Below are 20,031 nucleotides of genomic sequence, written 5' to 3' on the forward strand. Positions count from 1 at the left end.
CATGAGGAAGACACTACTCGCAACGACAGCACTGGCATTCGCCGTTTCCGGAGCCGTTCCGGCTTTTGCGGAATTCAACGACCGCACCATCCGCGTATCGAACGGCATCAATGCCGATCACCCTGTCGGTAACGGCATCGAGGCCATGCAGAAGTGCCTGGATGACAAGTCCGGCGGCAAACTGAAGCTGCAGGCCTTCTGGGGCGGTGCCCTGGGTGGCGACCTTCAGGCGACGCAGGCTCTGCGCTCGGGCGTCCAGGAAGCCGTGGTGACGTCTTCGTCGCCGCTCGTCGGCATCGAGCCAGCGCTTGGTGTCTTCGATCTGCCTTTCCTCTTCGGCTCCGCTGACGAGGCCTACAAGGTGCTCGACGGCGAGTTCGGCGACATGATGAACCAGAAGCTCGAAGCCGTCGGCCTCGTGAACCTCGGCTACTGGGAGAATGGTTTCCGCAACCTGTCGAACTCGGTTCGTCCGGTGACGAAGTGGGAAGACTTCGAAGGGATGAAGGTTCGCGTCATGCAGAACAACATCTTTCTCGATACCTTCCAGAACCTGGGCGCAAACGCCACCCCGATGGCATTCGGCGAAGTCTTCTCGGCACTCGAGACCAACACCATCGACGCCCAGGAAAACCCCTATGTGACGATCGATACCTCGAAGTTCTTCGAGGTTCAGAAATACATCACCGAGACGAACCACGCCTATACGCCGTTCCTCTTCCTGTTCTCCAAGGCGATCTTCGATACCTATACGCCGGAAGAACAGGCAGCCTTGCGCGAATGCGCAACGGTTGGCCGTGATGTCGAGCGTTCGGTTATCGCGGACCTCAACAAGCAGTCGTTGGAGAAGATCAAGGCTGCCGGCCTTGAGGTAAACACGCTTTCGCCTGAAGAGCAGCAGCGCATCCGTGAAAAGTCCATGGTCGTCTATGAAAAGCACAAGGAGACGATCGGTGCCGAGGTGGTAGACGACATTCTCGCCAAGCTCGCCGAACTCCGTAAGTGACCTCCCTGGTCGTGGCGCTCTTGAGCGCCGCACCAGAAGAAGCCCGCAGCGGGAAACCGCTGCGGGCTTTTAATTGATCATTCTGGGACGGAGGGCAGAACCTTGTCCTGCTTCTTCAATTGCTGCTCACGGAAGAAGATGAACAGGCCCGAGCCGACGATGAGGGTTGCTCCGACGATCATGGTCAGTCGAGGCACTTCGCCGAAGAAGAAATAGCCGAAGACAACAGCCCATAGCAGCAGTGTGTATTGGAGCGGCGCAACGGTCGCGGCGTCCGAGATCTTCAAGGCACGGTTGACCAGCATGTGCGCGCTCATGGCGACGATGCCGAGAAGTCCAAGCAACAGGATTTCATTCACCGACGTGATCGGTGTCCAGCCGAAGGGGGCGGCAATCAGGCCGACCACTGCGGCTCCACCCGTCTGGAACAGAACCAGCGTCTTGTCCGGCGTGCCGCGCAGGCTGCGGCCAGAGAGCATCATGAAGGCGAAGGCGGCGGTGCCGATGATCGAGATCAGCGCGGGTGTGGTGAACATCGCGCTCGACGGCTCCAGCGTGATCACGACGCCGATGAAGCCGATGGCAATTGCGGTCCAGCGCCGCCAGCCGACCTTTTCTCCCAGCAGGAAAGGCGCTGCCGCCGCCACATAGATGGGCGCTGCGAGCCAGTAGGTCATGACATCGGCCAGCGGCAGATACATGACCGCATAGTAGAAACAGAAGAGTTCCAGCGTCGAAAGCACGACGCGCGTGAACTGCAGCCAGGGTCTCTCCGCCTCGACGATCGGCTTCAGGCCGGCCATCCAGAGGAAGGGCGCAAGGATCAGAAGTGCTGCAATGCTGCGGATCAGGATGACCTGACCGAGGCCGTAGCTCGCAACCAGCCATTTGCCCATCGCATCGTTCATCGCAAAGAGCAGCATTCCGAGCAGCATGACCGCGGGGCCAGCCATGCCGGCCAGTCCGAGTGCCTTTCCAGAAGCCTCATCTGTCGTGTGCGTTGTCATGGCTCCTCCTTACAAGCGTACGACTCTCGTCTGTCATGTTGTCTGACAATTCAACAGTTGTATTGGCTGATGGGCCATCGATTGACAAGGCCACAGGCATGCCGTTTCGCCCAAGACTTGCTGATTGCCCTGGCTGGGCGAGATTGGTTCACGACCGGGCTTACCATAGAGAGGAATTTTCCGAACCCGCCCATCTTTAGAATACCAATCTAGTCGTGATTGTTGACGCGGAGCTGATTATGACGAAAATGTGTCAATATCAGCCGGAGCCAATGAGTGGCTCCGTTCGTGGGAGATGGCGATGTCACATGCGATCGCGAAGTTGTTCGGTGAACCGAAGTCCTGGCGTTCTGTCGAGGTTTGCCGGCAGCGGATCGCGATGGCCGCCGCGACTGTTTCCATCGCCTTTATCGCGGTGCTCATCGTCACGCTGTAGGCTTAGGAACATCCGATCATCGAAGAGACGTTGATAGTTCGTGGTTGAGGGCCAGCGTTACGATTTAGTTCTCTCCGGCCCTTGATCGCCATAACCGGGCATAATCCTCCAGTCCTTCAAGTGCGTTGCTAATGCTCCGCATTTTGACGTCGAGCGTGATTCCGGTCAGCAGGGCTGCGCCGATCGCGGTGCCTGTGGTCGCCGCCGATGCGTGCACCGGGCGCTTCGTCAGCGTGTGAAGCGCTCGAAGATAGAGTTGATTGGCGGCAAATGGACCCTCGACGATAATCGGCCCCTTTGCTTCGATGAGATCGAGACAGGTCTGGGTCATCAGGGCTTCGTAGAGGCTGGCCGCGGCCAGTCGTTCGCTCACAGAGCCCGGCTCGTCGATCCAACGGACATGCGAATTCGGGAACGGGCCGGTACCCTTGACCACGCTCGGCAGGATCATCGAACCTGCGTCGATCACCGCTGTCGCGGCAATCAGTTCCTCCTCTATGGGGACGACCGCCATGTCGCGGGTCAGAAGGTCCCATTCGCGGCCGCCCATGAAGCGGGCCGAGGGAACCGCCTGACCATTGGCGTCGACATTCACGAGTGTATCGCGCGAAAGATCCAGTCTTTGCGGCTTGGCACCGACGCCGAAGCAGATCACCCAGGTTCCCGTGGACACGACAGTGCAAGGGCTGCCGAAGCCGACGAGATGCGGCAATAGGGACGCGTTGGAATCGTGAAGGCCGCAATAGACGGGTACCGGGATCTTTAGGCCGATCGTGTCGGCCACCTCCGGTTTGATAGGCCCAAGGGCATCGAAAGCGGAGCGCAAGGGTGCCATCCGCTCGCGAATGCCAAGCGTGTCAACCAGCGTCGAATACCGCCCTTCAAACGGGTGCCAGAGGTCAGTGTGGCAACCAAGCGAGGTCCGCTCGTTGGCGACAACACCCGTCAGGCGGTAAGCCCAGTACTGCGGATAGGTGAGGATCGTTGCGACCTTGTCGAACTGGTCCGGGAAAGTTGTCTTCTGATAGTGTAACTGCGCCCCGACGTTCAGGCCCCCTGTGAGAGCTGGCGAGAAGGTTTCCGAAAAATGCGGCCGCAGCTTGCCATAGGCTTGGCTTGTGGCGTCTGGATAGAGATGTTCGTAGTCCAGAACCGGCATTGCCAGGCTGCCCTCGTCGTCCAGCAAGGCTGCCGATGCGCCATGCGTGGTGATCGACAAAGCGTCGAAGCCAGGTCCGGCGGCGAATTCCCTCAGAGACGCCAGCAGGAACGCCCAAAGCGCCTCGACATCGAAGTGCGGGTAGGGTGGGCCGGGGATGACCGCATTCGCGGTTTTTCGCACTGCCAGTTCGGTGCCGGTCATCCCATCCACCAGGACGACCTTGGCATTGGTCTTACCGATGTCGATGACGGCGATGCGTTGGAAAGACTGGCTCATGGCATGTGAAAGACGGGTTTCAGATCGACGGCCCAGGGCGAGTTGTCGGGGTTGGTGGCCATGATGTCGGCCATGTGCGCCCACCAGCGCTTCATCACGGGATGCGATGGCAGCGCCGCCATGCTGTGGCTCTTGGTCCGGGTCAGGACTCCGATCAGCAGGTTCGTCTCCGGATCGAGATGGATCGTGTAGTCGCTGATGCCGGCATCATGCAGCAGGTCGACGAGATCAGGCCAGATCTCGTCGTGGCGCTTTTTATACTCCGCCTCCATGCCCGCATTGAGTTTCATCTTGAAGACGTGGCGTTCGGTCTCGCTCATTGCGCGTTCCTCGCATGCTTGATCCGCCGCGCGACTATGGGGAGCGCAATGGTGATGATCAGGAGCAGGCCGATAAATATCGACATGACGATGCCTGGCACGTTGAGCAGGCCAAGGCCGAAGGTGACGAGGCCCATGACGAAGGCGGCGATGACAACGCCGACGATGGTGCCCGAACCGCCGAGGATCGAGACGCCGCCGAGCACCACCATGGTGACAACTTCAAGCTCCCACCCTTGAGCGATCGAGGGGCGGGTGGAGCCGAGGCGCGAGGTGAGACAAACGGCGGCGATGCCGCTCATCAGGCCGGTCAGCAGGAAGAGGATGAACTTCACGCGCTCGACCGGGATGCCGGAGAAGCGGGCTGCCAGCGGGTTCATGCCGATGACATAGACGTGGCGACCGAAATTCGTCCGGTGCAGCAGGATGGCGAAGAGGCAGGCGACAACCAGGAACAAGACGAACTCGAATGAGATGACCCAGAAGACGTAACCCTGGCCGAAGAAGGCAAAGTCCGCAGGATATCTGCCGAAGGCCTGATCGCCCAGCACGAGATAGGAAATGCCGCGGAAAAGGCTCATCGTGCCGATCGTCACGACGATTGAGGGCAGTTTCAGGCCGGCGACGAGCAGGCCGTTGAAGGCGCCACAGGCAAGGCCTGTGGCAATGCCGATCGCGACCAGCCCCGGTGCGCCGACGCCGAGCTGTGCTGCATAGCCCATGGCGGTCGAGGCAAGCGCAATGATGGCGGCAACCGAGAGGTCGATCTCTCCGGCGATTATCAGAAGGGCCATGGCAAATGCGATCAGCGCCTTTTCGGTGAAGTTGAAGGTGGCGTCCGACAGGTTCCAGGCGTTCAGGAAGTAGGGGGAGGCCAGCGAATTGGCGATGAAGATCAGGATCGCCACGCAGAAGAGCAGGACTTCCCAGCTGCCGAGCAGTCGGCGCAACGGCGTTTCGAGACGGTCGGGGATGACGCGCTTTGTCTGTTCGGCTGCAGTGCTCATGCGGTCACCTCCTTTCCGGCTGCGCGGTCGCGCAGAATGATACGGCCCTTCTTGGCTTCGGCCCGGGCGTTGAAGACAACGGCGAGTACGATGACGATGCCGGAGATCGCCATTTGGGCGAAGGGCGAGATGCCGATGACGGGCAGGGCGTTCTTGATGACGCCGAGGAAGAGTGCGCCGAGCACCGTGCCAATCACGGTGCCGATGCCACCCGCAATCGAGATGCCGCCGATGACGCAGGCAGCGACGCTGTCGAGCTCGAAGCCGGCGGCGATATCGACATAGGCGACTGCATAACGCGAGACCCAGAGGTAACCTGAAAGGCCCGCCAGCGCACCGGATAGGACGAAAGCCAGAAAGCGGGCGCGACCGACATCAATCCCTGCATAGATGGCAGCCACCGGATTGCCGCCGGATGCATAGGTCGAGCGGCCGAAAGGGGTGCGGGCGAGGATGAAGCCGACCAGCAGGATGACTGCGATCGCGACCCAGGAGAGGATCGGCAAGCCCAGCACCGGCAGACGCGGGACGCCGAGAAAGTCCGGCTGCATCTGGTGGGCATTCACCCAGGCGCCGCCTGAGAGCACGAAGCTCATGCCGCGATAGATGGTGAGCGTGCCGAGGGTCACGACGATCGGCGGGATCTGCAGCGCCCAGACGAGGAAGCCGTTGATAGCGCCGAGGGCGGCACCAATGCCAATTGCGATGAGAACGAGGAGCGCCAGCGGCAGGCCTGGATAGGTGCTGTCGAGCATGGCGACCGCCATGCCGGTAAAGGCGAGATTGGCGGCAACCGAGAGGTCGATCGATTTGGTCAGGATCACGACCATCTGGCCGAGCGCCAGGATGATCAGGATCGAGGTGTCGTTGAAGATCGTCACCAGGTTTTCAGGTGTCGCGAAATTGGGTGCGCGCGTGGTGAAGCTCAGGATCATGCCGATGATGATCATGCCAAGCAGCATTTCCCGGTTTTTAAAAAGGTTCTGCATTGTCATTCCTCACGCATTGCCGGTCGCGGCGCGCACGAGCGTCTCGGCCGTCAGGCCCTCGCGCTCGAAAATGCCGGCCTGCAGGCCCTCGCGCATCACCATCACACGGTCCGACATGCCGAGGATTTCGGGCAGTTCCGACGAGATCATGATGATCGACAGGCCTTCGCTAGCGAGTTCCGAGATGAAGCCATGGACGGCGGCCTTGGAGCCGATATCGATGCCCTTGGTCGGTTCATCGAGAATGATGACCTTGGGCGAGGTGGCGAGCCACTTGCCGATGACGACCTTCTGCTGATTGCCGCCGGACAGCGTGCCGACCGGAACCGACAGAGCGGCTGCCCGCAGGTCGAGCCGTTCGGCGAAACGGCGCGCAAGCTTCAATTCATTGGTTGCCTTCAGGAAACCTGAGACGGAGGTCCGGATCAGCGAGGGCAGGGACATGTTCTGGTAGATCGGGAGCTCGAGCGCCAGACCATGGCGACCTCGTTCCTCGGGCACATAGACAATGCCGGCTGTAATCGCATCGGAGGTGTTGCGAATGGTGATCTCGCGACCTTCGAGTTCCAACCTGCCGGACTTCGGCCTGTTGATGCCGAAGATCGACTGGCAGAGCTCCGATCGCCCGGCACCGATCAGGCCGTAGACACCGAGGATCTCGCCCTTGCGCAGGGTGAAGCTGATATCGCGGAATTCGGTTTCGTGGCTGTAGCCGCGGACACTGAGAACGGGCGCACCGATGACGGCTTCGACTTTCGGGAAGACATCGTGCACGTCGCGGCCAACCATCATCCGCACGATCTCGTCCTGGGGCGTGTCTCTCAGAACGCCGGAGCCGACCATGCGGCCATCGCGGAAGACGGCATAGTTGTCGGCGATCTCGTAGAGTTCGTCGAACTTGTGGCTAATGAAGAGGATGGCCTTGTCCTGGCGCTTCAGGCCCTCGACGATGCGGAAGAGATCGTCGATCTCCTTGCGGGAAAGGGCAGCCGTCGGCTCGTCCATGATGACGATGCGTGCGTCGACCGATAGCGCCCGGGCGATGGCCACCAGGTGGCGCTGGGCGATCGAGAAGTCCTTGAGCTTGGTGGTCGGGTCGATGTCGCTTTCCAGCGCCTTCATTAGGTCCCGAGAGCGATCGTTGATGGTGCGCCAGTCGATCAGCCCGAAGCGGGTTCGGGGGGCGTGGCCGAGAAAGATGTTTTCGCCGACGGTCAGTTCGTCGAACAGCACCGTCTCCTGATGGATGGCTGTCACACCTGCGTCGATCGCCTCCTGGGCGTTGGAGAAGGTGGTCGGCTTTCCGTCGATCAGGATCTCGCCTTCGTTCGGGCGATAGATGCCGGTCAGGATCTTGACGAGCGTCGACTTGCCGGCGCCGTTCTCGCCGATCAGCGCGGTCACCTTGCCCGGGTAGAGGGCGATGTCGACCTTGTCGAGCGCCTTGACGCCCGGAAAGATCTGGGAAATGCCCCGCATTTCGAGAATGGGTTCGCCAGCCGGGATCGCGCCCGCCGCGAGCTTGGCAGATTGAACGGTCATCATGTGCTTACCGAATGAGTGAAATCCCGGCGGCTTGAGCCGCCGGGTCTGCTTCGCCGAGATCAGAAGATCTTGGAGAATTCCTCGATGTTCGAGGCGTTGTAGACGAAGGGATCCGCCATGGCGGCTTCGCCACCGTCGCCAACCTTGATCTTGCCCATGCGGCCGGCTTCGATTTCTGAGCCGGGAGCCGCATCGGTTTCGCCCTTGGCGAGACGATAGGCGATCTGGGTGGCGGAATAGCCAAGGTCGATCGGGTTCCAGATGGCGAATTCCTTGGTGGCACCCGACTGGATGGCGCCCGCCATTTCGGAGGGGAGGCCGAGGCCGGTGACGTAGACGTCGCCGATCTTGCCGGCATCTTTGACGGCCTGCGAGGCGGCGAGAACGCCAACCGTCGTCGGGGCGACGATGACCTTGACGTTGGTCTGCGATGTCAGGAGGCCGTTCGCTTCGCGGTAGCTTTTGTCGGCGAGGTCGTCACCATAAACGGTGGTCACGAGGTTGAGGCCGGGGAAGTCCTTCAGCTGTGCCTTCATTTCCTCGATCCAGATGTTCTGGTTCGTGGATGTTGTGGTCGCCGACAGGATCGCGAAGTCGCCCTTACCATCAGGCAGGTGGTTGGCTGCGAGCTGCAGGCACATCTTGCCGATCAGCGCATTGGATGACGGGTTCAGGTGCATGATGCGGCCTTCAGGGGCGACACCGGAATCCCAGGAGATGACCTTGATACCACGGTCCATGGCCTTCTTGAGGGCCGGTACGACGGCGTCCGGATCGTTGGCGGAGATCGCGATGGCATCGACGCCCTGTGCGATCAGCGAGTTGATGACTTCGATCTGGCCTTCAGCTGTGGTCGAGGTCGGGCCGGTATAGATGACTTCGACGCCGCCGAGTTCCTTGGCTGCTTCCTGCGCACCCTTGTTGGCGGCTTCGAAGAAGCCGATGCCGAGCGATTTCACCACAAGTGCGATCTTCATGTCAGCTGCCTGTGCGGCAGAGCCCATGGTGGCGAGTGCAATGGCTGCACCGGCCAGCAAGATTTTCGTCAGTTTCATGTCTTCCTCCCAGGTTGATGAACTGTTTTATTCTCCCTCCCGGCGCCTCCTCTCAAGCGACCGATGAGGTATCCTCCCTTGCCGATGAAGCCATCGGCCTCACGGTTATGAGCTTCACGCCGGCATCGGCGACCATGGCGGCCGCCTCGTCGGAAATTCCGTCATCGGTGATGATCGTCGAGACCTTGTCGAGCGCACACAGGATCAGGCTCGACCGCTTGGCGAACTTGCTGGAATCGACCATGACGATCAGCTCTTCGGCCTGGCGCACCAGCTTCTGTTCGCTCTGGATGACCAGTGCATCCGATTCCATCACGCCGTGGGCGTTGATGCCCTGAGCGCCAATGAAGATGCGTCGGGCGTAGAAGTTGCGGATCGCATCATTCTCGAAGGGTGAGAGGATCAGGCTCTGGTCGCGATAGATCGCGCCGCCGGGAACCGAGACCGTGCATTTCGAGTGCTTCACCAGGTGCTCGGCAATGGCGAAAGAGTTGGTCATCACCTGCAGGCGGCGGGCCGACATGAAATGCACCATCTGGAAGGTGGTGGTGCCGCCGTTGATGATGATCGAATCCCCTTCTTCGCAGAGATCGACAGCTGCGCGCGCAATTGCGCGTTTCTTGTCGATATTGACCGATTCGGAAACGCGGAAGGGGCGTGCTGCGAGATTTCCAAGCTGCGGCGGGTGAACCGCTTCTGCGCCGCCACGGACGCGTCTCAGCTTTCCCTGCACATGGAGAGACGCGATATCCCTGCGGATCGTGGCTTCTGAAGCCTCGGTCAGCTCGGCAATATCCTGCACCGTGATCACAGGCTTTTCCTGGATCGCGCTCAGAATAATGCGATGGCGTTCGCGTTCGTGCATGGGGTCCTCCTGACGTTGATTTATTCGCAATGTTTTTACGCTGTCAATCAGAAACGATCAAAAATAATAATACTGCAGCGCAACATGAAAAGAAATGATCGAAATTGATTGACAATCTGGCGAGGGCTGCGCGATATCTGCCAACAAGATGGAGATGAGCCGGCACTGTCGGTTCATGAGATAATTGCAGGGAGGATGTCATGACGGGCCAAACCCGCCTTCTCGAAAATCGTTGGGATGATGCTTATGCCGCCACGCTCGATGAGCCCGGCAAGCTTCTATATCGGTCCAACCTGCTGGGTGCCGACAAGCGCATCACCAATTATGGCGGCGGCAACACCTCTGCCAAGGTGATGGAGATCGATCCGCTGACGGGGCAGACGGTCAAGGTCCTCTGGGTCAAGGGATCCGGCGGCGACGTCGGCACGATCAAGCTCGATGGTTTCGCGACGCTTTACCAGGACAAGCTGGAAGCGCTGAAGGGCATCTATCAGGGTGTGCACGACGAAGACCGCATGGTCGGTTTCCTGCCGCATTGCACCTTCAACCTGAACCCACGTGCGGCGTCCATCGATACGCCACTGCATGGTTTCGTATCCTTCACGCATGTCGATCACATGCATCCTGACGCGATCATCGCGATTGCGGCCTCGAAGAATTCGAAGGAATTGACGCAGAAGATTTTCGGCTCCGAAATCGGATGGCTGCCCTGGCGCCGCCCGGGTTTCCAGCTCGGCCTCGACCTCGAAGCCTTCGTGAGGGCCAATCCGACCGCCAAGGGCGTCGTTCTCGAAAGCCACGGCCTGTTCACCTGGGCCGATGATGCCAAGGACTGCTATCTCCTGACGCTCGCGATCATCAACAAGGCGATCGCGTGGTTTGCGAAGGAGACCGAGCGCAAGACGATCTTCGGCGGTGCCGTGGCAAAGAGCCTGCCGGCAGAGGAACGCCGCGCGATTGCCGCGCGCCTGATGCCGGAGGTTCGCGGACGGATTGGCAAGGGCGAGCGCAAGCTCGGCCATTTCGACGATCAGGATGCCGTGCTCGAATTCGTCAATTCCAGCCATCTGCAGCCGCTTGGCGCGCTCGGGACTTCCTGCCCGGACCATTTCCTGCGCACCAAGATCCGACCGCTGATTGTCGATTTCGATCCGGAAAAGCCGGATGTGGACGCGGTTCTCGCCGGCCTAGATCAAGCGCTCGAAGCCTACCGCGCAGACTACACGCGGTACTATGAAGCTTGCCGCCACGACAATTCGCCCGCCATCCGCGATCCGAACCCGGTCATCTTCCTGGTTCCGGGCGTCGGCATGCTGTCCTTCGCCAAGGACAAGGCGACGGCCCGCATCGCGGGTGAATTCTATGTCAACGCGATCAACGTTATGCGCGGCGCCTCGACGGTCTCTGAGTATCAGGGACTGCCGGAACAGGAAGCATTCGACATCGAATATTGGCTGCTCGAAGAGGCAAAGCTCCAGCGCATGCCGAAGCCGAAGAGCCTGGCCGGTCGCGTCGCCTTTGTGACCGGCGGTGCTGGCGGCATTGGCCGGGCGACGGCGGACCGTCTGATGGCAGAAGGCGCCTGCGTGGTGCTGGCCGATATCGATGCTGCAGCACTTGAGCAGACGATTGCCGACTTCTCGAAGCGCCATGGCGCGGATGTGGTCCGCTCCGTCCAGCTCGACGTGACGCGCGAGGATGCGGTTATCCGCTCGTTCGCCGAAGCCTGTGTGGAATTCGGCGGCGTCGACATTCTCGTTTCGAATGCCGGGATCGCCTCGTCGGCTCCGGTCGAGGATACGACCCTTGCGATGTGGGACAAGAATATCAGTATCCTGGCTACCGGCTATTTTCTCGTCTCGCGCGAAGCCTTCCGTCTGTTCCGGCGTCAGAAGCTCGGTGGCAACGTCGTCTTCGTTGCCTCGAAGAACGGGCTTGCCTCTTCGCCAAACGCATCGGCCTATTGCACAGCCAAGGCCGCCGAGATCCATCTTGCCCGCTGCCTGGCCCTTGAGGGCGCTGACGCCGGCATCCGGGTGAACACGGTCAATCCGGATGCAGTTCTGCGCGGTTCGAAGATCTGGAATGGCGAATGGCGCGAGCAGCGGGCGGCCTCCTCGAAGATCGAAGTTACCGATCTCGAGGAGCATTACCGCAATCGCTCGATGCTGAAGCTCAATGTCTTCCCGGAAGACATCGCGGAGGCGATCTACTTCCTCGCCTCCGATCTCTCGGCGAAATCGACCGGCAACATCATCAATGTCGATGCTGGTAATGCGCAGAGCTTCCCGCGCTGATCTCCCGAGCCGTCGCGGCGCGTGCGCCGCGCCGGGATCCTACTTGCGGATGATCACCCAGATGGCGTGGATGATGCCGGGGATATAGCCGAAGAGCGTCAGCAGGATGTTCAGCCAGAAATGCAGGCCGATGCCGACCTGAAGGAAAACGCCGACCGGCGGCAGGAGGATGGCAAGCAGAATGCGAACAACGTCCATGATGGCTCCGAATTTCATTTGAGACTGCAGATAAACGCGCTTGGAACAAAATCGTTCGCGCGAGGTGGAGGAAAGAATGAGCGAGATCCGAATTCCCGTCGATGTCATCGCTGCGGAGAACGAGCGGCGCGAGGCGGCCCACCGCAGCGACTTCCAGGCGCTGGGAGAGAAGCTGGCGCGAAGCTCGATCGATATCGAGACGGTCACTGCTAAGGTCGCGGCCTTTTTCGTCGCAGTTCCCTCCTGGGGCGTAGGCACTGGCGGCACGCGCTTTGCCCGCTTTCCGGGACAGGGAGAGCCACGGCACATCTTCGACAAGCTCGACGATTGCGGCGTCATCCAGCAGCTGACGCGGGCGACCCCGACAGTCTCGCTGCATATCCCTTGGGACAAGGCGGATCCGAAGGAGCTGAAGGCCAAGGCGGATGGCTTGGGGCTGGGCTTCGATGCGATGAATTCCAACACCTTTTCCGACAGCCCGGACCAGCCACATTCCTACAAGTACGGGTCGCTCAGCCATGTCGATGCGGGCACGCGCCGTCAGGCCGTCGAGCACAATCTCGAATGCATCGAAATTGGTCGGGCGCTCGGCTCCAAGGCACTGACCGTCTGGATCGGCGATGGCTCCAACTTTCCCGGCCAGAGCAATTTCACCCGCCAGTTCGAGCGTTATCTCGACGCGATGCGCGACATCTACAAGGCGCTGCCGGACGACTGGCGGCTGTTCTCCGAACACAAGATGTACGAGCCGGCCTTCTATTCGACGGTGGTGCAGGATTGGGGCACGAACTATCTGATCGCCCAGACACTGGGTGAGAAGGCCCATTGCCTGGTCGACCTCGGGCATCATGCTCCGAACACCAATATCGAGATGATCGTCGCGCGGCTCATCCAGTTCGGCAAGCTCGGGGGCTTCCACTTCAACGACTCGAAGTATGGTGACGATGATCTGGATGCCGGATCTGTCGAACCCTATCGCCTATTCCTCGTGTTCAACGAGCTGGTCGATGCCGAACATCGCGGCGTGAAGGGCTTCCATCCCGCGCATATGATCGATCAGAGCCACAATGTGACGGATCCGATCGAGAGCCTGATTTCCAGCGCCAACGAGATCCGTCGGGCCTATGCGCAGGCGCTGCTGGTCGATCGGGCAGCGCTTGAGGGCTACCAGACCGACAACGACGCGTTGATGGCATCCGAAACGCTGAAGCGGGCTTATCGGACCGATGTCGAACCGATCCTTGCTGATGCGCGGCGGCGGTCCGGCGGGGCGATTGACCCTGTGGCGACTTATCGTGCGAGCGGCTACCGGGGTCGTGTTGCGGCCGAGCGTCCGGCGGTCAAGGGCGGCTCTGGCGGGATTGTCTGAGCCAGGCTTTCTTCTCATCTCGTGAAAACGCCCGGGCAATACCCGGGCGTTTCCTTGTCAAAGCGTTCTCCCGACGCGTTTTTATCTTATTCTTCGCGCTGGCCAGTGAGGCTCAGCAGCAGCTGGAACAGGTTGACGAAATTCAGGTACAGCGAAAGAGCGCCAAAGACGGCGAGCTTCTGCTGGCTCTCCTGGTCGAAGTTCTCGGCATACTGCTGCTTGATGTTCTGGGTATCCCAGGCAGTCAGGCCGACGAAGACGACGACGCCGATCACCGAGATCGCGAACTGCAGGGCGCTTGAGCCGAGGAAGATGTTGACGATCGAGGCGATGACGACACCGATCAGACCCATCATCAGGAACGAGCCGAACTGCGCCAGGTCACGCTTGGTGGTGTAGCCATAGAGGCTCATCGCGCCGAACATGGTCGCAGTGATGAAGAAGGTGCGGGCGATCGAGGTTCCGGTGAAGACCAGGAAGACCGACGACAGCGACAGACCCATCACGGCAGCGAAGGCCCAGAAGGCCATCTGCGCGGTTGCGGCCGACATCGCGTGGATGCGGAAGGAGAAGAAGAATACGAAGGCGAGCGGTGCCAGCATCACGACCCACTTCAAGGGGGTCGAGAAGATCGGCACGTAGAGCGCCGGGGTCTGGCTCACCACAAAGGCGACGATACCGGTGATGACCAGCCCGAGGCCCATGTAGTTGTAGACGCGCAGCATGTGCTTGCGCAGACCTTCGTCGAAAAGTGCTGCGGACTGGGCCTGAGCGCCGTAGCCGAAGCGGTTCTGGATGGGATCCATAGTCAGTTACCTCCTTGGATGGATCAGTAAAGCGTGCGGGCAAGCTTGCGGGCCTCTTCGGCTAGCTTATCCGCGTTTTCAGTTTCGGAGATCAGCGCGTAAGCAACCTCGCCGATCTGCCAATAGGCAGCGTTGGTCTGACCCTCCTGCTTCAGCAGCACCTGCTGAACGGCAAAATTGCCAGGCCTCACGGCGAAGAGGGACAACCTCTCGCCGGATTGGGGCTCGACCTCGAGCTCGACGCTCGGTCCATAGGTCGAGGGGAAAATCTGGGCGTCCCGAACGGTCCAGTCATCCGGCATAGCCGGCAGAACGATGGCCGTCGCTGAACGGATCTCGGCCGGATCGAAGCGGCTCGTTTCGGACTGCGAGCTCATCTTTTCCCGTAGTTCCGCCGTCTGATGCGCGCGTACGGCCTCCTCGACGAATTGCGGCGGCGGCACGGAGGCCACGACTTCGCCGATGCTGCCGGGGGCGATCCAGCCATGGGCGATCCAGCCGGCGCCTACAAGCAGTACGACGGCTGCCGCACGCCGCATGACATCGATCGTGCGGGGACGGTTGAAGGCGCTTTCCAGCACTCGGGCTGCATCGCGTGTTTCCTGACGCACGACTGCTGGCATGCCCGCAAGCGCCAGTCGCAATTCGTCGCGCACACGCAGATCGGCCATGACCTTGGCGGCGATCGCAGGGTTTTCCGACAGATAGGCCTCGACCTCGATACGGCGGCCGACATCCAGCTGGTCGTCGACATAGGCGTGCAGGTCGGCCTCGATTACAGGATCATTGCTGGTCATCGGGGTTTCCTCCAACGATTCTCAGGTGGGGTACGAGGTTCGCGTCTTCGCCGCTTTCCATCGCCCTTAGTCGGGCGCGGGCACGGGAAACGCGGGACATCAGTGTGCCCACAGGGATATTCAGGACATCGGCGGCTTCCTGATAGGAAAGCTCTTCAATGGCCACGAGATGCAAAGCTTCGCGCTGGTCTTCCGGCAGCGACAGGAACGCGTCGCGTACCTGCGCCAGCCGGACCGAATGCTCCTGGCCGGCAGGGGCCACAATATCGCTGAGCTCCAGGGCCGCGTTCTGACGGCGGTTTTCAGCACGGTCCCGACGAAGCCGGTCGATATGGGTGTTGTGCAGGATTGACATTAACCAGTTGCGGATGCTGCCACTGCTCTTGAAGGTCGACCTGCGCTCCAAGGCCCGGATCAGTGCATCATGAACGAGATCTTCTGCCTCGTCGGGATTTCTGACGAGCGAACGGGCGTAGCGTCGCAGGGCTGCGAGCTGGCCAATCACATTGAACGGGTTCGAATTCGTCGTCATGGTCCAGTATACGGAGTCGATGGCGCTCCTATTCCATCGCCGAGAAGATTTTTTTCAGGGGCCGACAATCGAGCCCAGTCCCCAGGCCGCAGCATAGACAAGGCCGCCGGTCGCTCCGAGCGCGATCACGCCCATACCCAATCCCAGCATCGTCACCAGACCGTCCCGCTCCATGAGACCGAGCGCGATCATCACAAGGGCCGCCACGGGGAGCATGTTGCCGAAAGGGATCGGTAGCGCGACGGCGATGGCAAGCAACAGAACGGGGAGGCCAAGAAATACCTGAGCACGTGGTCCGGCAAAGCGTCGCAGGCGGTTCTTGCGCAGGAGAGTTTCGACGCGTGCCACGAGCGGCGCCGTGTAGCGCACCATGAGGTCGATGGTTGCGCCGGACACCTGTCGCCGGCTCAGAAATTGCGGCAACCAGATACGGCGGTAACCGGCGATGATCTGAAGCGAGACGATGGCGAGGCAACTCCCGAAGACAAGGCCAAACGGGCCGGGAATTGGAGTGAGCGCCGGAAGAGCGAGGATCAGGATAGCAAAGGCGATGCTGCTGCGGCCCATGGTCGACATCAGCTCATCCAGGCTGACCGCACCCGCCTCTGCGGCATGGGCTCGGAGCCTGGATAATCGTCTGGATGCCACCCCGCCTTCAGCAGAGGTGCTGTCTAGCGGCGCGGTGCTGGTCATCGGTTTAACTCTCCTGTCACCGCCAAGATGTAGGAGAGCTTTTGGCCGACGCAAGATCGCTTGCCCACGCTTGGTCGGCTATTGGCGGGCTGCTATCAGCCGGACCAAAGCTCGGAAGCTTTCGACGTCGCCGTCGGCCCTGTCGAGAAGGTCGATCGGAAAAAGGACCGCCTTGCGGTTGGCGTCGGAGAGCGAGGACGTCTGCAGGTCCTGCTCCGCTGCCCGGCGGGCCTCGGCCATTGCCTGATGCAGGTCGTCTGCGTCAAGCAGTCCTTTATCGATCATGCGGCGGACAAGGGCAGAGATCGCGAGATAAAGACCTTCCAGCTGGGGATTGGCTGTGTTCATGGCGATGATCTTCAATCTATCCGGCGCTTGGGATCGAGATCGACGCCCTGTTCGGTCGGCCCCTCCTCAAGGTCGTCAGCGTCGTCTCGTTCTGACAGTTCGAGGCGAGCGCCCCGGGTATTGTGGTCCCGGTGGGGCGTCTGACTGTCGTGCGGTTCGGTGTTCTTTGCGGTGGTCATGCGGTTCTCCTCCTCTTTCCATGCATATCGAACGTCGTGATCCATCGTCGGTTCCGGAGACATCGTATCGAATGGGCGGAACCTCTGCGCTGGCCAGCAGGTTTCCTGTGTCCCAGCAAAGGAGACATCCATGACTGAAAACATCGAACATTCGCGCAAGCGGCAAGACGCAGGGGAAAAGTCTCGCGCAGAAGACATGCCGGCGGCGGGTCCCCACGATAAAAAGGAGCTGCAGGACCCGATGAAGACGCCGGGCACGGGATCGCTACCGGAGGTCGGATCACAAAAGACGGACCTTGGCCCAGAGTGACACCTCGGTGATCCGAAACGACAAAGGCCGGCGCGAACGCCGGCCTTTCTCACTTTTCTCAAACGCTCTTGGTCAGATATTTTCGGCGACGCTTTCACCGGCGAGACGTTGTTCTTCTTCCCGCTCTTCCCGATTGTACTTGATCGAGGACCAGAGCGAGATGCCGATGAGTGCTGCGCCACCGAGACCGGTGATGACTTCCGGGATATGGAACAGCGTCTGGACATACATGATCACAGAGAGGATCAGGATGGCGTAGAAGGCGCCGTGTTCCAGATAGCGGTACTCTGCCAGGGTGCCCTTCTCGACCAACATGATGGTCATGGAGCGGACATACATGGCGCCGATGCCAAGACCGATCGCGATGATGAAGAGGTTCTGCGTCAGCGCGAAGGCGCCGATAACGCCGTCGAAAGAGAAGCTGGCGTCGAGCACTTCAAGGTAGATGAAGGCGCCGAGACCGCCCTTGGCCGCTTCGCTCATGGTCTTCTGCGATGCATCCAACAGTCCACCCAGCACTTCAACAGCCAGGAAGGTCACGAGCCCGTAGATGGCGGAATACACGAAGGTCGTCGATTCCTCGCCTTCGAGCAGGTTGGAGAACAGCAGGATCAGCAGGAGCACCAGCGCGATTTCGATGCCCTTGATGGAGGCCGAGCGTGCCAAGTGCTTCTCAAGCCACTCGATCCAGTGCACGTCCTTCTCATGGTTGAAGAAGTAGGTGAGGCCGACCATCATCAGGAAGGTGCCGCCGAAGGCCGCGATCGGAAGATGTGCGTCGTTCATGATGCGGGCGTATTCGGCTGGCTCGCGTGCTGCGAGGATGATCGCTTCGATCGGCCCGATCTGGGCGGCGATCACGACGATCAGCAGCGGGAAGACGATGCGCATGCCGAAGACGGCGATGATGATGCCCCAGGTCAGAAAGCGCTGCTGCCAGACGGGGGTCATGTCCTTGAGCTTGTTGGCGTTGACGATCGCATTGTCGAAGGACAGTGAGATCTCAAGCACCGCCAGAACCGCGCAGATGAAGAAGACGGTCGCCATGCCGGCGATCGTGCCGGTCGACTGCCAACCGAGAACGCCGCCGAGAATGAGGCCGATCGCCGTGACGATGAAGGCCCAGCGGAAGTAACCGAGAGTGGAATTGCCACCCGTTGCTGCTGCGGTGCTCATGTGCGGTCCTCCAGGTGGGAGGACACAGAAATGGTGGAGATGCGAGGCGTCCTGCACGCCTTCGCATAAAGCATGATCCAAGTGTTCATTGTTCTAGAATCCGCCGGCTGAAATTGCTGGCGGTACCGACATCACGAGAGCGCCGTAAACTCTCGCCAGAGGGGCCCGGCACCAGGTTTGGGCGCGATGATGCTGAAATCACGACGCCTCACATTCTTGTTAACGAACATTGGTCCGACGTCAAGATTTAAGGCGGAGAGGGCGGAATAGTTGATCGTATAAAGCATTGGCGATGGCTTCCCGACCAGCGTTGAAGCAAGAGGAGCAAGGCTCAAATGGCTGAAGATCATCCTCTCGTCGACTTGGAGTGCTTCGTCGAAGCGCAGCGTGAAACTCACGCACAAGCGCTTCGGGAATTACAGGGCGGCGGCAAGCGCAGTCACTGGATGTGGTTCGTCTTTCCGCAGTTGGAGGGGTTGGGCCGATCGCCGATTGCCCAGCGATTTGCCTTAAGGTCGCTTCATGAGGCGCGTGCCTATCTCGCGCATCCTATCCTCGGAGAGCGCCTGCGGATGGTCACCCGGGCCGTATTGGCGCATCCGGACCGGAGCCTGTTGGAGATTTTCGGTCAACCCGACGACATGAAGTTTCGATCATCCATGACGCTGTTTGCGGCGGCTGCCGATATCGAAAGCGCTGCAATCTTCCGCGAGGCTCTCGACGTGTTCTGTGGCGGAGAACCTGATCCCATCACGTTGCAGCGTCTCGCGGGCTAGGCGGAGTTGATGAACAAGGTGGGACGAACCGCCAGAGTGTTGCTGACAGTACAGATCTCCTCGGCGCGATGCGCAATCTTTGCCTGATCGTGCGGATCTAGAGTGTTCTGGAACGTCATCGTTACGGAGAGAGAGACAAAACGTGAGGGCTCGTCCGAGGCCTTCTCTCCGGTCACTTCGACCCGCAGACCCTCGAAATCATCCCCAAAGCCCAGTTCGCGCGCCGCAATCCGCGCGCTCATGCTCATGCATGCGGCAAGCGAGGCCAAGAGGAGGTCGAGTGGATTGAAGCCGGCCTGCGTGGGTCCGGTGACGATTTCGAGCTGACCACCGGTTGCGGATCTGATGACGGGATAACCCCGTCGCCCCAATGTGGCTGTCGCGCCGATCGGGCGGCTTCGCAGATCTGCCATTCCGGTCCCCATTCTGTTCAAATTTGAGAATAGGGACCGATGGATGGCGCGACAAGCTATGTCAGATGCTGTTGCCGATGCGCGCCGTGCCGGTTTGGCCGTTGTCGCGGATCCACTTGAGGCGCTTGTCGCCCGTGCGGATCAGCTCGAAGCACATGGGCGCCCCCTTGTACCAGCTGGTGAACTGCTGACAGAGGCGATCGCCATTGATCCACCAGCGTCCCTTGTCATTGGGCTTGGCAAACCGGCCAAGGCCGAGGGCTTCGCCCGAGCCGTCCACCTGACCGTTGGGACGATAATTCAGCGGGAATTCTCCGCCCAAGGGAACGGCAAGATAGATCCTCTTGCCGATGATTTCATCCTTGATGGCGGATGCGGTGAAGCGCTCGTTGGCCATCGCCGCCGGGGCGATGAACGCAATCGTCAGGAGCGTGATCAGTCCGGCACGCATGCTGCTGGTCATAACGAA

24 protein-coding genes are annotated in these 20,031 nt (G+C 60.4%); 6 read left to right on the top strand and 18 right to left on the bottom strand.

The window, feature by feature from the left end:
- The first annotated feature begins 1 nt into the window (after position 1).
- A complete protein-coding gene (locus tag BW978_RS20875; RefSeq protein WP_076397764.1) occupies positions 2 to 1,006 on the top strand; it encodes a TRAP transporter substrate-binding protein in 1,005 nt (334 codons plus the stop codon).
- A 77-nt stretch (positions 1,007 to 1,083) separates the two neighbouring features.
- On the opposite strand, the gene BW978_RS20880 is transcribed toward BW978_RS20875, so the two are convergent.
- The gene (locus tag BW978_RS20880) at positions 1,084 to 1,959 is read right to left on the bottom strand and encodes a DMT family transporter (protein ID WP_076397835.1); all 876 of its coding nucleotides are present in this window, start codon (positions 1,957 to 1,959) and stop codon (positions 1,084 to 1,086) included.
- A gap of 355 nt (positions 1,960 to 2,314) precedes the next feature.
- Here BW978_RS20880 and BW978_RS23915 point away from each other — a divergent pair, with 355 nt between their 5' ends.
- The gene (locus BW978_RS23915) at positions 2,315 to 2,449 is read left to right on the top strand and encodes a hypothetical protein (RefSeq protein ID WP_280173603.1); all 135 of its coding nucleotides are present in this window, start codon (positions 2,315 to 2,317) and stop codon (positions 2,447 to 2,449) included.
- A gap of 64 nt (positions 2,450 to 2,513) precedes the next feature.
- On the opposite strand, the gene BW978_RS20885 is transcribed toward BW978_RS23915, so the two are convergent.
- The 7 genes from BW978_RS20885 to BW978_RS20915 are packed head-to-tail and all read right to left on the bottom strand — an operon-like array spanning position 2,514 to position 9,668.
- Positions 2,514 to 3,887 carry an FGGY-family carbohydrate kinase gene (locus BW978_RS20885; RefSeq protein ID WP_076397765.1) on the bottom strand — a complete coding sequence of 458 codons (1,374 nt, stop codon included), beginning with the start codon at positions 3,885 to 3,887 and terminating at the stop codon, positions 2,514 to 2,516.
- Positions 3,884 to 4,207, bottom strand: coding sequence for an L-rhamnose mutarotase (locus BW978_RS20890; protein WP_076397766.1), 324 nt, complete (start codon positions 4,205 to 4,207; stop codon positions 3,884 to 3,886). Before BW978_RS20890 ends, BW978_RS20885 begins: the two co-directional genes overlap by 4 nt.
- Positions 4,204 to 5,214 carry an ABC transporter permease gene (locus BW978_RS20895; RefSeq protein WP_076397767.1) on the bottom strand — a complete coding sequence of 337 codons (1,011 nt, stop codon included), beginning with the start codon at positions 5,212 to 5,214 and terminating at the stop codon, positions 4,204 to 4,206. Before BW978_RS20895 ends, BW978_RS20890 begins: the two co-directional genes overlap by 4 nt.
- Positions 5,211 to 6,203 (bottom strand): ABC transporter permease, encoded by a 993-nt coding sequence (locus BW978_RS20900; protein ID WP_076397768.1) that lies wholly within the window; start codon positions 6,201 to 6,203, stop codon positions 5,211 to 5,213. The genes BW978_RS20895 and BW978_RS20900 overlap by 4 nt, the downstream gene beginning before the upstream one ends.
- Positions 6,204 to 6,212: 9 nt before the next feature.
- Positions 6,213 to 7,748, bottom strand: a complete 1,536-nt coding sequence (locus BW978_RS20905) for a sugar ABC transporter ATP-binding protein (RefSeq protein ID WP_076397769.1) — start codon at positions 7,746 to 7,748, stop codon at positions 6,213 to 6,215.
- Between the two features lie 59 nt (positions 7,749 to 7,807).
- Positions 7,808 to 8,803 (bottom strand): rhamnose ABC transporter substrate-binding protein, encoded by a 996-nt coding sequence (gene rhaS / locus BW978_RS20910; RefSeq protein WP_076397770.1) that lies wholly within the window; start codon positions 8,801 to 8,803, stop codon positions 7,808 to 7,810.
- Positions 8,804 to 8,855: 52 nt separating this feature from the next.
- On the bottom strand, positions 8,856 to 9,668 hold the full coding sequence (locus BW978_RS20915; RefSeq protein WP_076397771.1) for a DeoR/GlpR family DNA-binding transcription regulator: 813 nt from the start codon (positions 9,666 to 9,668) through the stop codon (positions 8,856 to 8,858).
- A gap of 200 nt (positions 9,669 to 9,868) precedes the next feature.
- On the opposite strand from BW978_RS20915, the gene BW978_RS20920 reads away from it, so the two are divergent.
- Positions 9,869 to 11,965, top strand: coding sequence for a bifunctional rhamnulose-1-phosphate aldolase/short-chain dehydrogenase (locus BW978_RS20920; RefSeq protein WP_076397772.1), 2,097 nt, complete (start codon positions 9,869 to 9,871; stop codon positions 11,963 to 11,965).
- Between the two features lie 39 nt (positions 11,966 to 12,004).
- On the opposite strand, the gene BW978_RS20925 is transcribed toward BW978_RS20920, so the two are convergent.
- Entirely contained in the window at positions 12,005 to 12,163 is a 159-nt protein-coding gene (locus BW978_RS20925) for a YqaE/Pmp3 family membrane protein (RefSeq protein ID WP_076397836.1), read from the bottom strand.
- Between the two features lie 76 nt (positions 12,164 to 12,239).
- On the opposite strand from BW978_RS20925, the gene rhaI reads away from it, so the two are divergent.
- Positions 12,240 to 13,532: an L-rhamnose catabolism isomerase gene (gene rhaI, locus BW978_RS20930; RefSeq protein WP_076397773.1), complete on the top strand. Its 1,293-nt coding sequence runs from the start codon at positions 12,240 to 12,242 to the stop codon at positions 13,530 to 13,532.
- A gap of 86 nt (positions 13,533 to 13,618) precedes the next feature.
- On the opposite strand, the gene BW978_RS20935 is transcribed toward rhaI, so the two are convergent.
- From BW978_RS20935 to BW978_RS23655, 6 genes are all read right to left on the bottom strand, one after another.
- The gene (locus BW978_RS20935; protein ID WP_076397774.1) at positions 13,619 to 14,338 is read right to left on the bottom strand and encodes a Bax inhibitor-1/YccA family protein; all 720 of its coding nucleotides are present in this window, start codon (positions 14,336 to 14,338) and stop codon (positions 13,619 to 13,621) included.
- Positions 14,339 to 14,361: 23 nt separating this feature from the next.
- Positions 14,362 to 15,135, bottom strand: coding sequence for an anti-sigma factor family protein (locus tag BW978_RS20940; protein ID WP_076397775.1), 774 nt, complete (start codon positions 15,133 to 15,135; stop codon positions 14,362 to 14,364).
- The gene (locus tag BW978_RS20945; protein ID WP_076397776.1) at positions 15,122 to 15,667 is read right to left on the bottom strand and encodes a sigma-70 family RNA polymerase sigma factor; all 546 of its coding nucleotides are present in this window, start codon (positions 15,665 to 15,667) and stop codon (positions 15,122 to 15,124) included. Before BW978_RS20945 ends, BW978_RS20940 begins: the two co-directional genes overlap by 14 nt.
- A gap of 54 nt (positions 15,668 to 15,721) precedes the next feature.
- Positions 15,722 to 16,360 (bottom strand): exopolysaccharide biosynthesis protein, encoded by a 639-nt coding sequence (locus BW978_RS20950; RefSeq protein WP_076397777.1) that lies wholly within the window; start codon positions 16,358 to 16,360, stop codon positions 15,722 to 15,724.
- Positions 16,361 to 16,438: 78 nt separating this feature from the next.
- Positions 16,439 to 16,708 carry a hypothetical protein gene (locus tag BW978_RS20955; RefSeq protein ID WP_076397837.1) on the bottom strand — a complete coding sequence of 90 codons (270 nt, stop codon included), beginning with the start codon at positions 16,706 to 16,708 and terminating at the stop codon, positions 16,439 to 16,441.
- An 11-nt stretch (positions 16,709 to 16,719) separates the two neighbouring features.
- Positions 16,720 to 16,887: a hypothetical protein gene (locus BW978_RS23655; RefSeq protein ID WP_175616924.1), complete on the bottom strand. Its 168-nt coding sequence runs from the start codon at positions 16,885 to 16,887 to the stop codon at positions 16,720 to 16,722.
- A gap of 130 nt (positions 16,888 to 17,017) precedes the next feature.
- Between BW978_RS23655 and BW978_RS20965 the strand changes: the two genes are divergently transcribed.
- On the top strand, positions 17,018 to 17,197 hold the full coding sequence (locus tag BW978_RS20965) for a hypothetical protein (protein WP_076397779.1): 180 nt from the start codon (positions 17,018 to 17,020) through the stop codon (positions 17,195 to 17,197).
- Positions 17,198 to 17,269: 72 nt separating this feature from the next.
- Here BW978_RS20965 and BW978_RS20970 read toward each other — a convergent pair whose 3' ends face one another.
- The gene (locus tag BW978_RS20970) at positions 17,270 to 18,373 is read right to left on the bottom strand and encodes a DUF475 domain-containing protein (protein ID WP_076397780.1); all 1,104 of its coding nucleotides are present in this window, start codon (positions 18,371 to 18,373) and stop codon (positions 17,270 to 17,272) included.
- Between the two features lie 335 nt (positions 18,374 to 18,708).
- Between BW978_RS20970 and BW978_RS20980 the strand changes: the two genes are divergently transcribed.
- Complete coding sequence (locus BW978_RS20980; RefSeq protein WP_076397781.1) at positions 18,709 to 19,149, top strand: DUF1810 domain-containing protein; 441 nt, start codon at positions 18,709 to 18,711, stop codon at positions 19,147 to 19,149.
- On the opposite strand, the gene BW978_RS20985 is transcribed toward BW978_RS20980, so the two are convergent.
- Both BW978_RS20985 and BW978_RS20990 read right to left on the bottom strand, forming a co-directional pair.
- Positions 19,146 to 19,562 (bottom strand): OsmC family protein, encoded by a 417-nt coding sequence (locus BW978_RS20985; RefSeq protein WP_076397782.1) that lies wholly within the window; start codon positions 19,560 to 19,562, stop codon positions 19,146 to 19,148. The genes BW978_RS20980 and BW978_RS20985 overlap by 4 nt on opposite strands.
- Positions 19,563 to 19,623: 61 nt before the next feature.
- Complete coding sequence (locus tag BW978_RS20990) at positions 19,624 to 20,025, bottom strand: hypothetical protein (protein ID WP_083697669.1); 402 nt, start codon at positions 20,023 to 20,025, stop codon at positions 19,624 to 19,626.
- Between the last annotated feature and the right edge of the window lie 6 nt (positions 20,026 to 20,031).

This window comes from Rhizobium sp. RU33A, from assembly GCF_900156055.1.
In the GTDB taxonomy this organism is placed as follows: Bacteria; Pseudomonadota; Alphaproteobacteria; order Rhizobiales; family Rhizobiaceae; genus Allorhizobium.

What these genes read in the sequence shown, in the direction of transcription:
- BW978_RS23915 (WP_280173603.1), top strand. Translation starts at nt 2,315, where the DNA reads ATGTCACATGCGATCGCGAAGTTGTTCGGTGAACCGAAGTCCTGGCGT.
- BW978_RS20880 (WP_076397835.1), bottom strand. Translation starts at nt 1,959, where the DNA reads ATGGCTGGCCCCGCGGTCATGCTGCTCGGAATGCTGCTCTTTGCGATG.
- BW978_RS20920 (WP_076397772.1), top strand. Translation starts at nt 9,869, where the DNA reads ATGACGGGCCAAACCCGCCTTCTCGAAAATCGTTGGGATGATGCTTAT.
- BW978_RS20895 (WP_076397767.1), bottom strand. Translation starts at nt 5,214, where the DNA reads ATGAGCACTGCAGCCGAACAGACAAAGCGCGTCATCCCCGACCGTCTC.
- rhaI (WP_076397773.1), top strand. Translation starts at nt 12,240, where the DNA reads ATGAGCGAGATCCGAATTCCCGTCGATGTCATCGCTGCGGAGAACGAG.
- BW978_RS20965 (WP_076397779.1), top strand. Translation starts at nt 17,018, where the DNA reads ATGACTGAAAACATCGAACATTCGCGCAAGCGGCAAGACGCAGGGGAA.
- BW978_RS20905 (WP_076397769.1), bottom strand. Translation starts at nt 7,748, where the DNA reads ATGATGACCGTTCAATCTGCCAAGCTCGCGGCGGGCGCGATCCCGGCT.
- BW978_RS20970 (WP_076397780.1), bottom strand. Translation starts at nt 18,373, where the DNA reads ATGAGCACCGCAGCAGCAACGGGTGGCAATTCCACTCTCGGTTACTTC.
- BW978_RS20950 (WP_076397777.1), bottom strand. Translation starts at nt 16,360, where the DNA reads ATGACCAGCACCGCGCCGCTAGACAGCACCTCTGCTGAAGGCGGGGTG.
- BW978_RS23655 (WP_175616924.1), bottom strand. Translation starts at nt 16,887, where the DNA reads ATGACCACCGCAAAGAACACCGAACCGCACGACAGTCAGACGCCCCAC.
- BW978_RS20990 (WP_083697669.1), bottom strand. Translation starts at nt 20,025, where the DNA reads ATGACCAGCAGCATGCGTGCCGGACTGATCACGCTCCTGACGATTGCG.
- BW978_RS20945 (WP_076397776.1), bottom strand. Translation starts at nt 15,667, where the DNA reads ATGACGACGAATTCGAACCCGTTCAATGTGATTGGCCAGCTCGCAGCC.
- BW978_RS20925 (WP_076397836.1), bottom strand. Translation starts at nt 12,163, where the DNA reads ATGGACGTTGTTCGCATTCTGCTTGCCATCCTCCTGCCGCCGGTCGGC.
- BW978_RS20940 (WP_076397775.1), bottom strand. Translation starts at nt 15,135, where the DNA reads ATGACCAGCAATGATCCTGTAATCGAGGCCGACCTGCACGCCTATGTC.
- BW978_RS20900 (WP_076397768.1), bottom strand. Translation starts at nt 6,203, where the DNA reads ATGCAGAACCTTTTTAAAAACCGGGAAATGCTGCTTGGCATGATCATC.
- BW978_RS20915 (WP_076397771.1), bottom strand. Translation starts at nt 9,668, where the DNA reads ATGCACGAACGCGAACGCCATCGCATTATTCTGAGCGCGATCCAGGAA.
- BW978_RS20955 (WP_076397837.1), bottom strand. Translation starts at nt 16,708, where the DNA reads ATGAACACAGCCAATCCCCAGCTGGAAGGTCTTTATCTCGCGATCTCT.
- BW978_RS20890 (WP_076397766.1), bottom strand. Translation starts at nt 4,207, where the DNA reads ATGAGCGAGACCGAACGCCACGTCTTCAAGATGAAACTCAATGCGGGC.
- BW978_RS20980 (WP_076397781.1), top strand. Translation starts at nt 18,709, where the DNA reads ATGGCTGAAGATCATCCTCTCGTCGACTTGGAGTGCTTCGTCGAAGCG.
- BW978_RS20875 (WP_076397764.1), top strand. Translation starts at nt 2, where the DNA reads ATGAGGAAGACACTACTCGCAACGACAGCACTGGCATTCGCCGTTTCC.
- BW978_RS20985 (WP_076397782.1), bottom strand. Translation starts at nt 19,562, where the DNA reads ATGGCAGATCTGCGAAGCCGCCCGATCGGCGCGACAGCCACATTGGGG.
- rhaS (WP_076397770.1), bottom strand. Translation starts at nt 8,803, where the DNA reads ATGAAACTGACGAAAATCTTGCTGGCCGGTGCAGCCATTGCACTCGCC.
- BW978_RS20935 (WP_076397774.1), bottom strand. Translation starts at nt 14,338, where the DNA reads ATGGATCCCATCCAGAACCGCTTCGGCTACGGCGCTCAGGCCCAGTCC.
- BW978_RS20885 (WP_076397765.1), bottom strand. Translation starts at nt 3,887, where the DNA reads ATGAGCCAGTCTTTCCAACGCATCGCCGTCATCGACATCGGTAAGACC.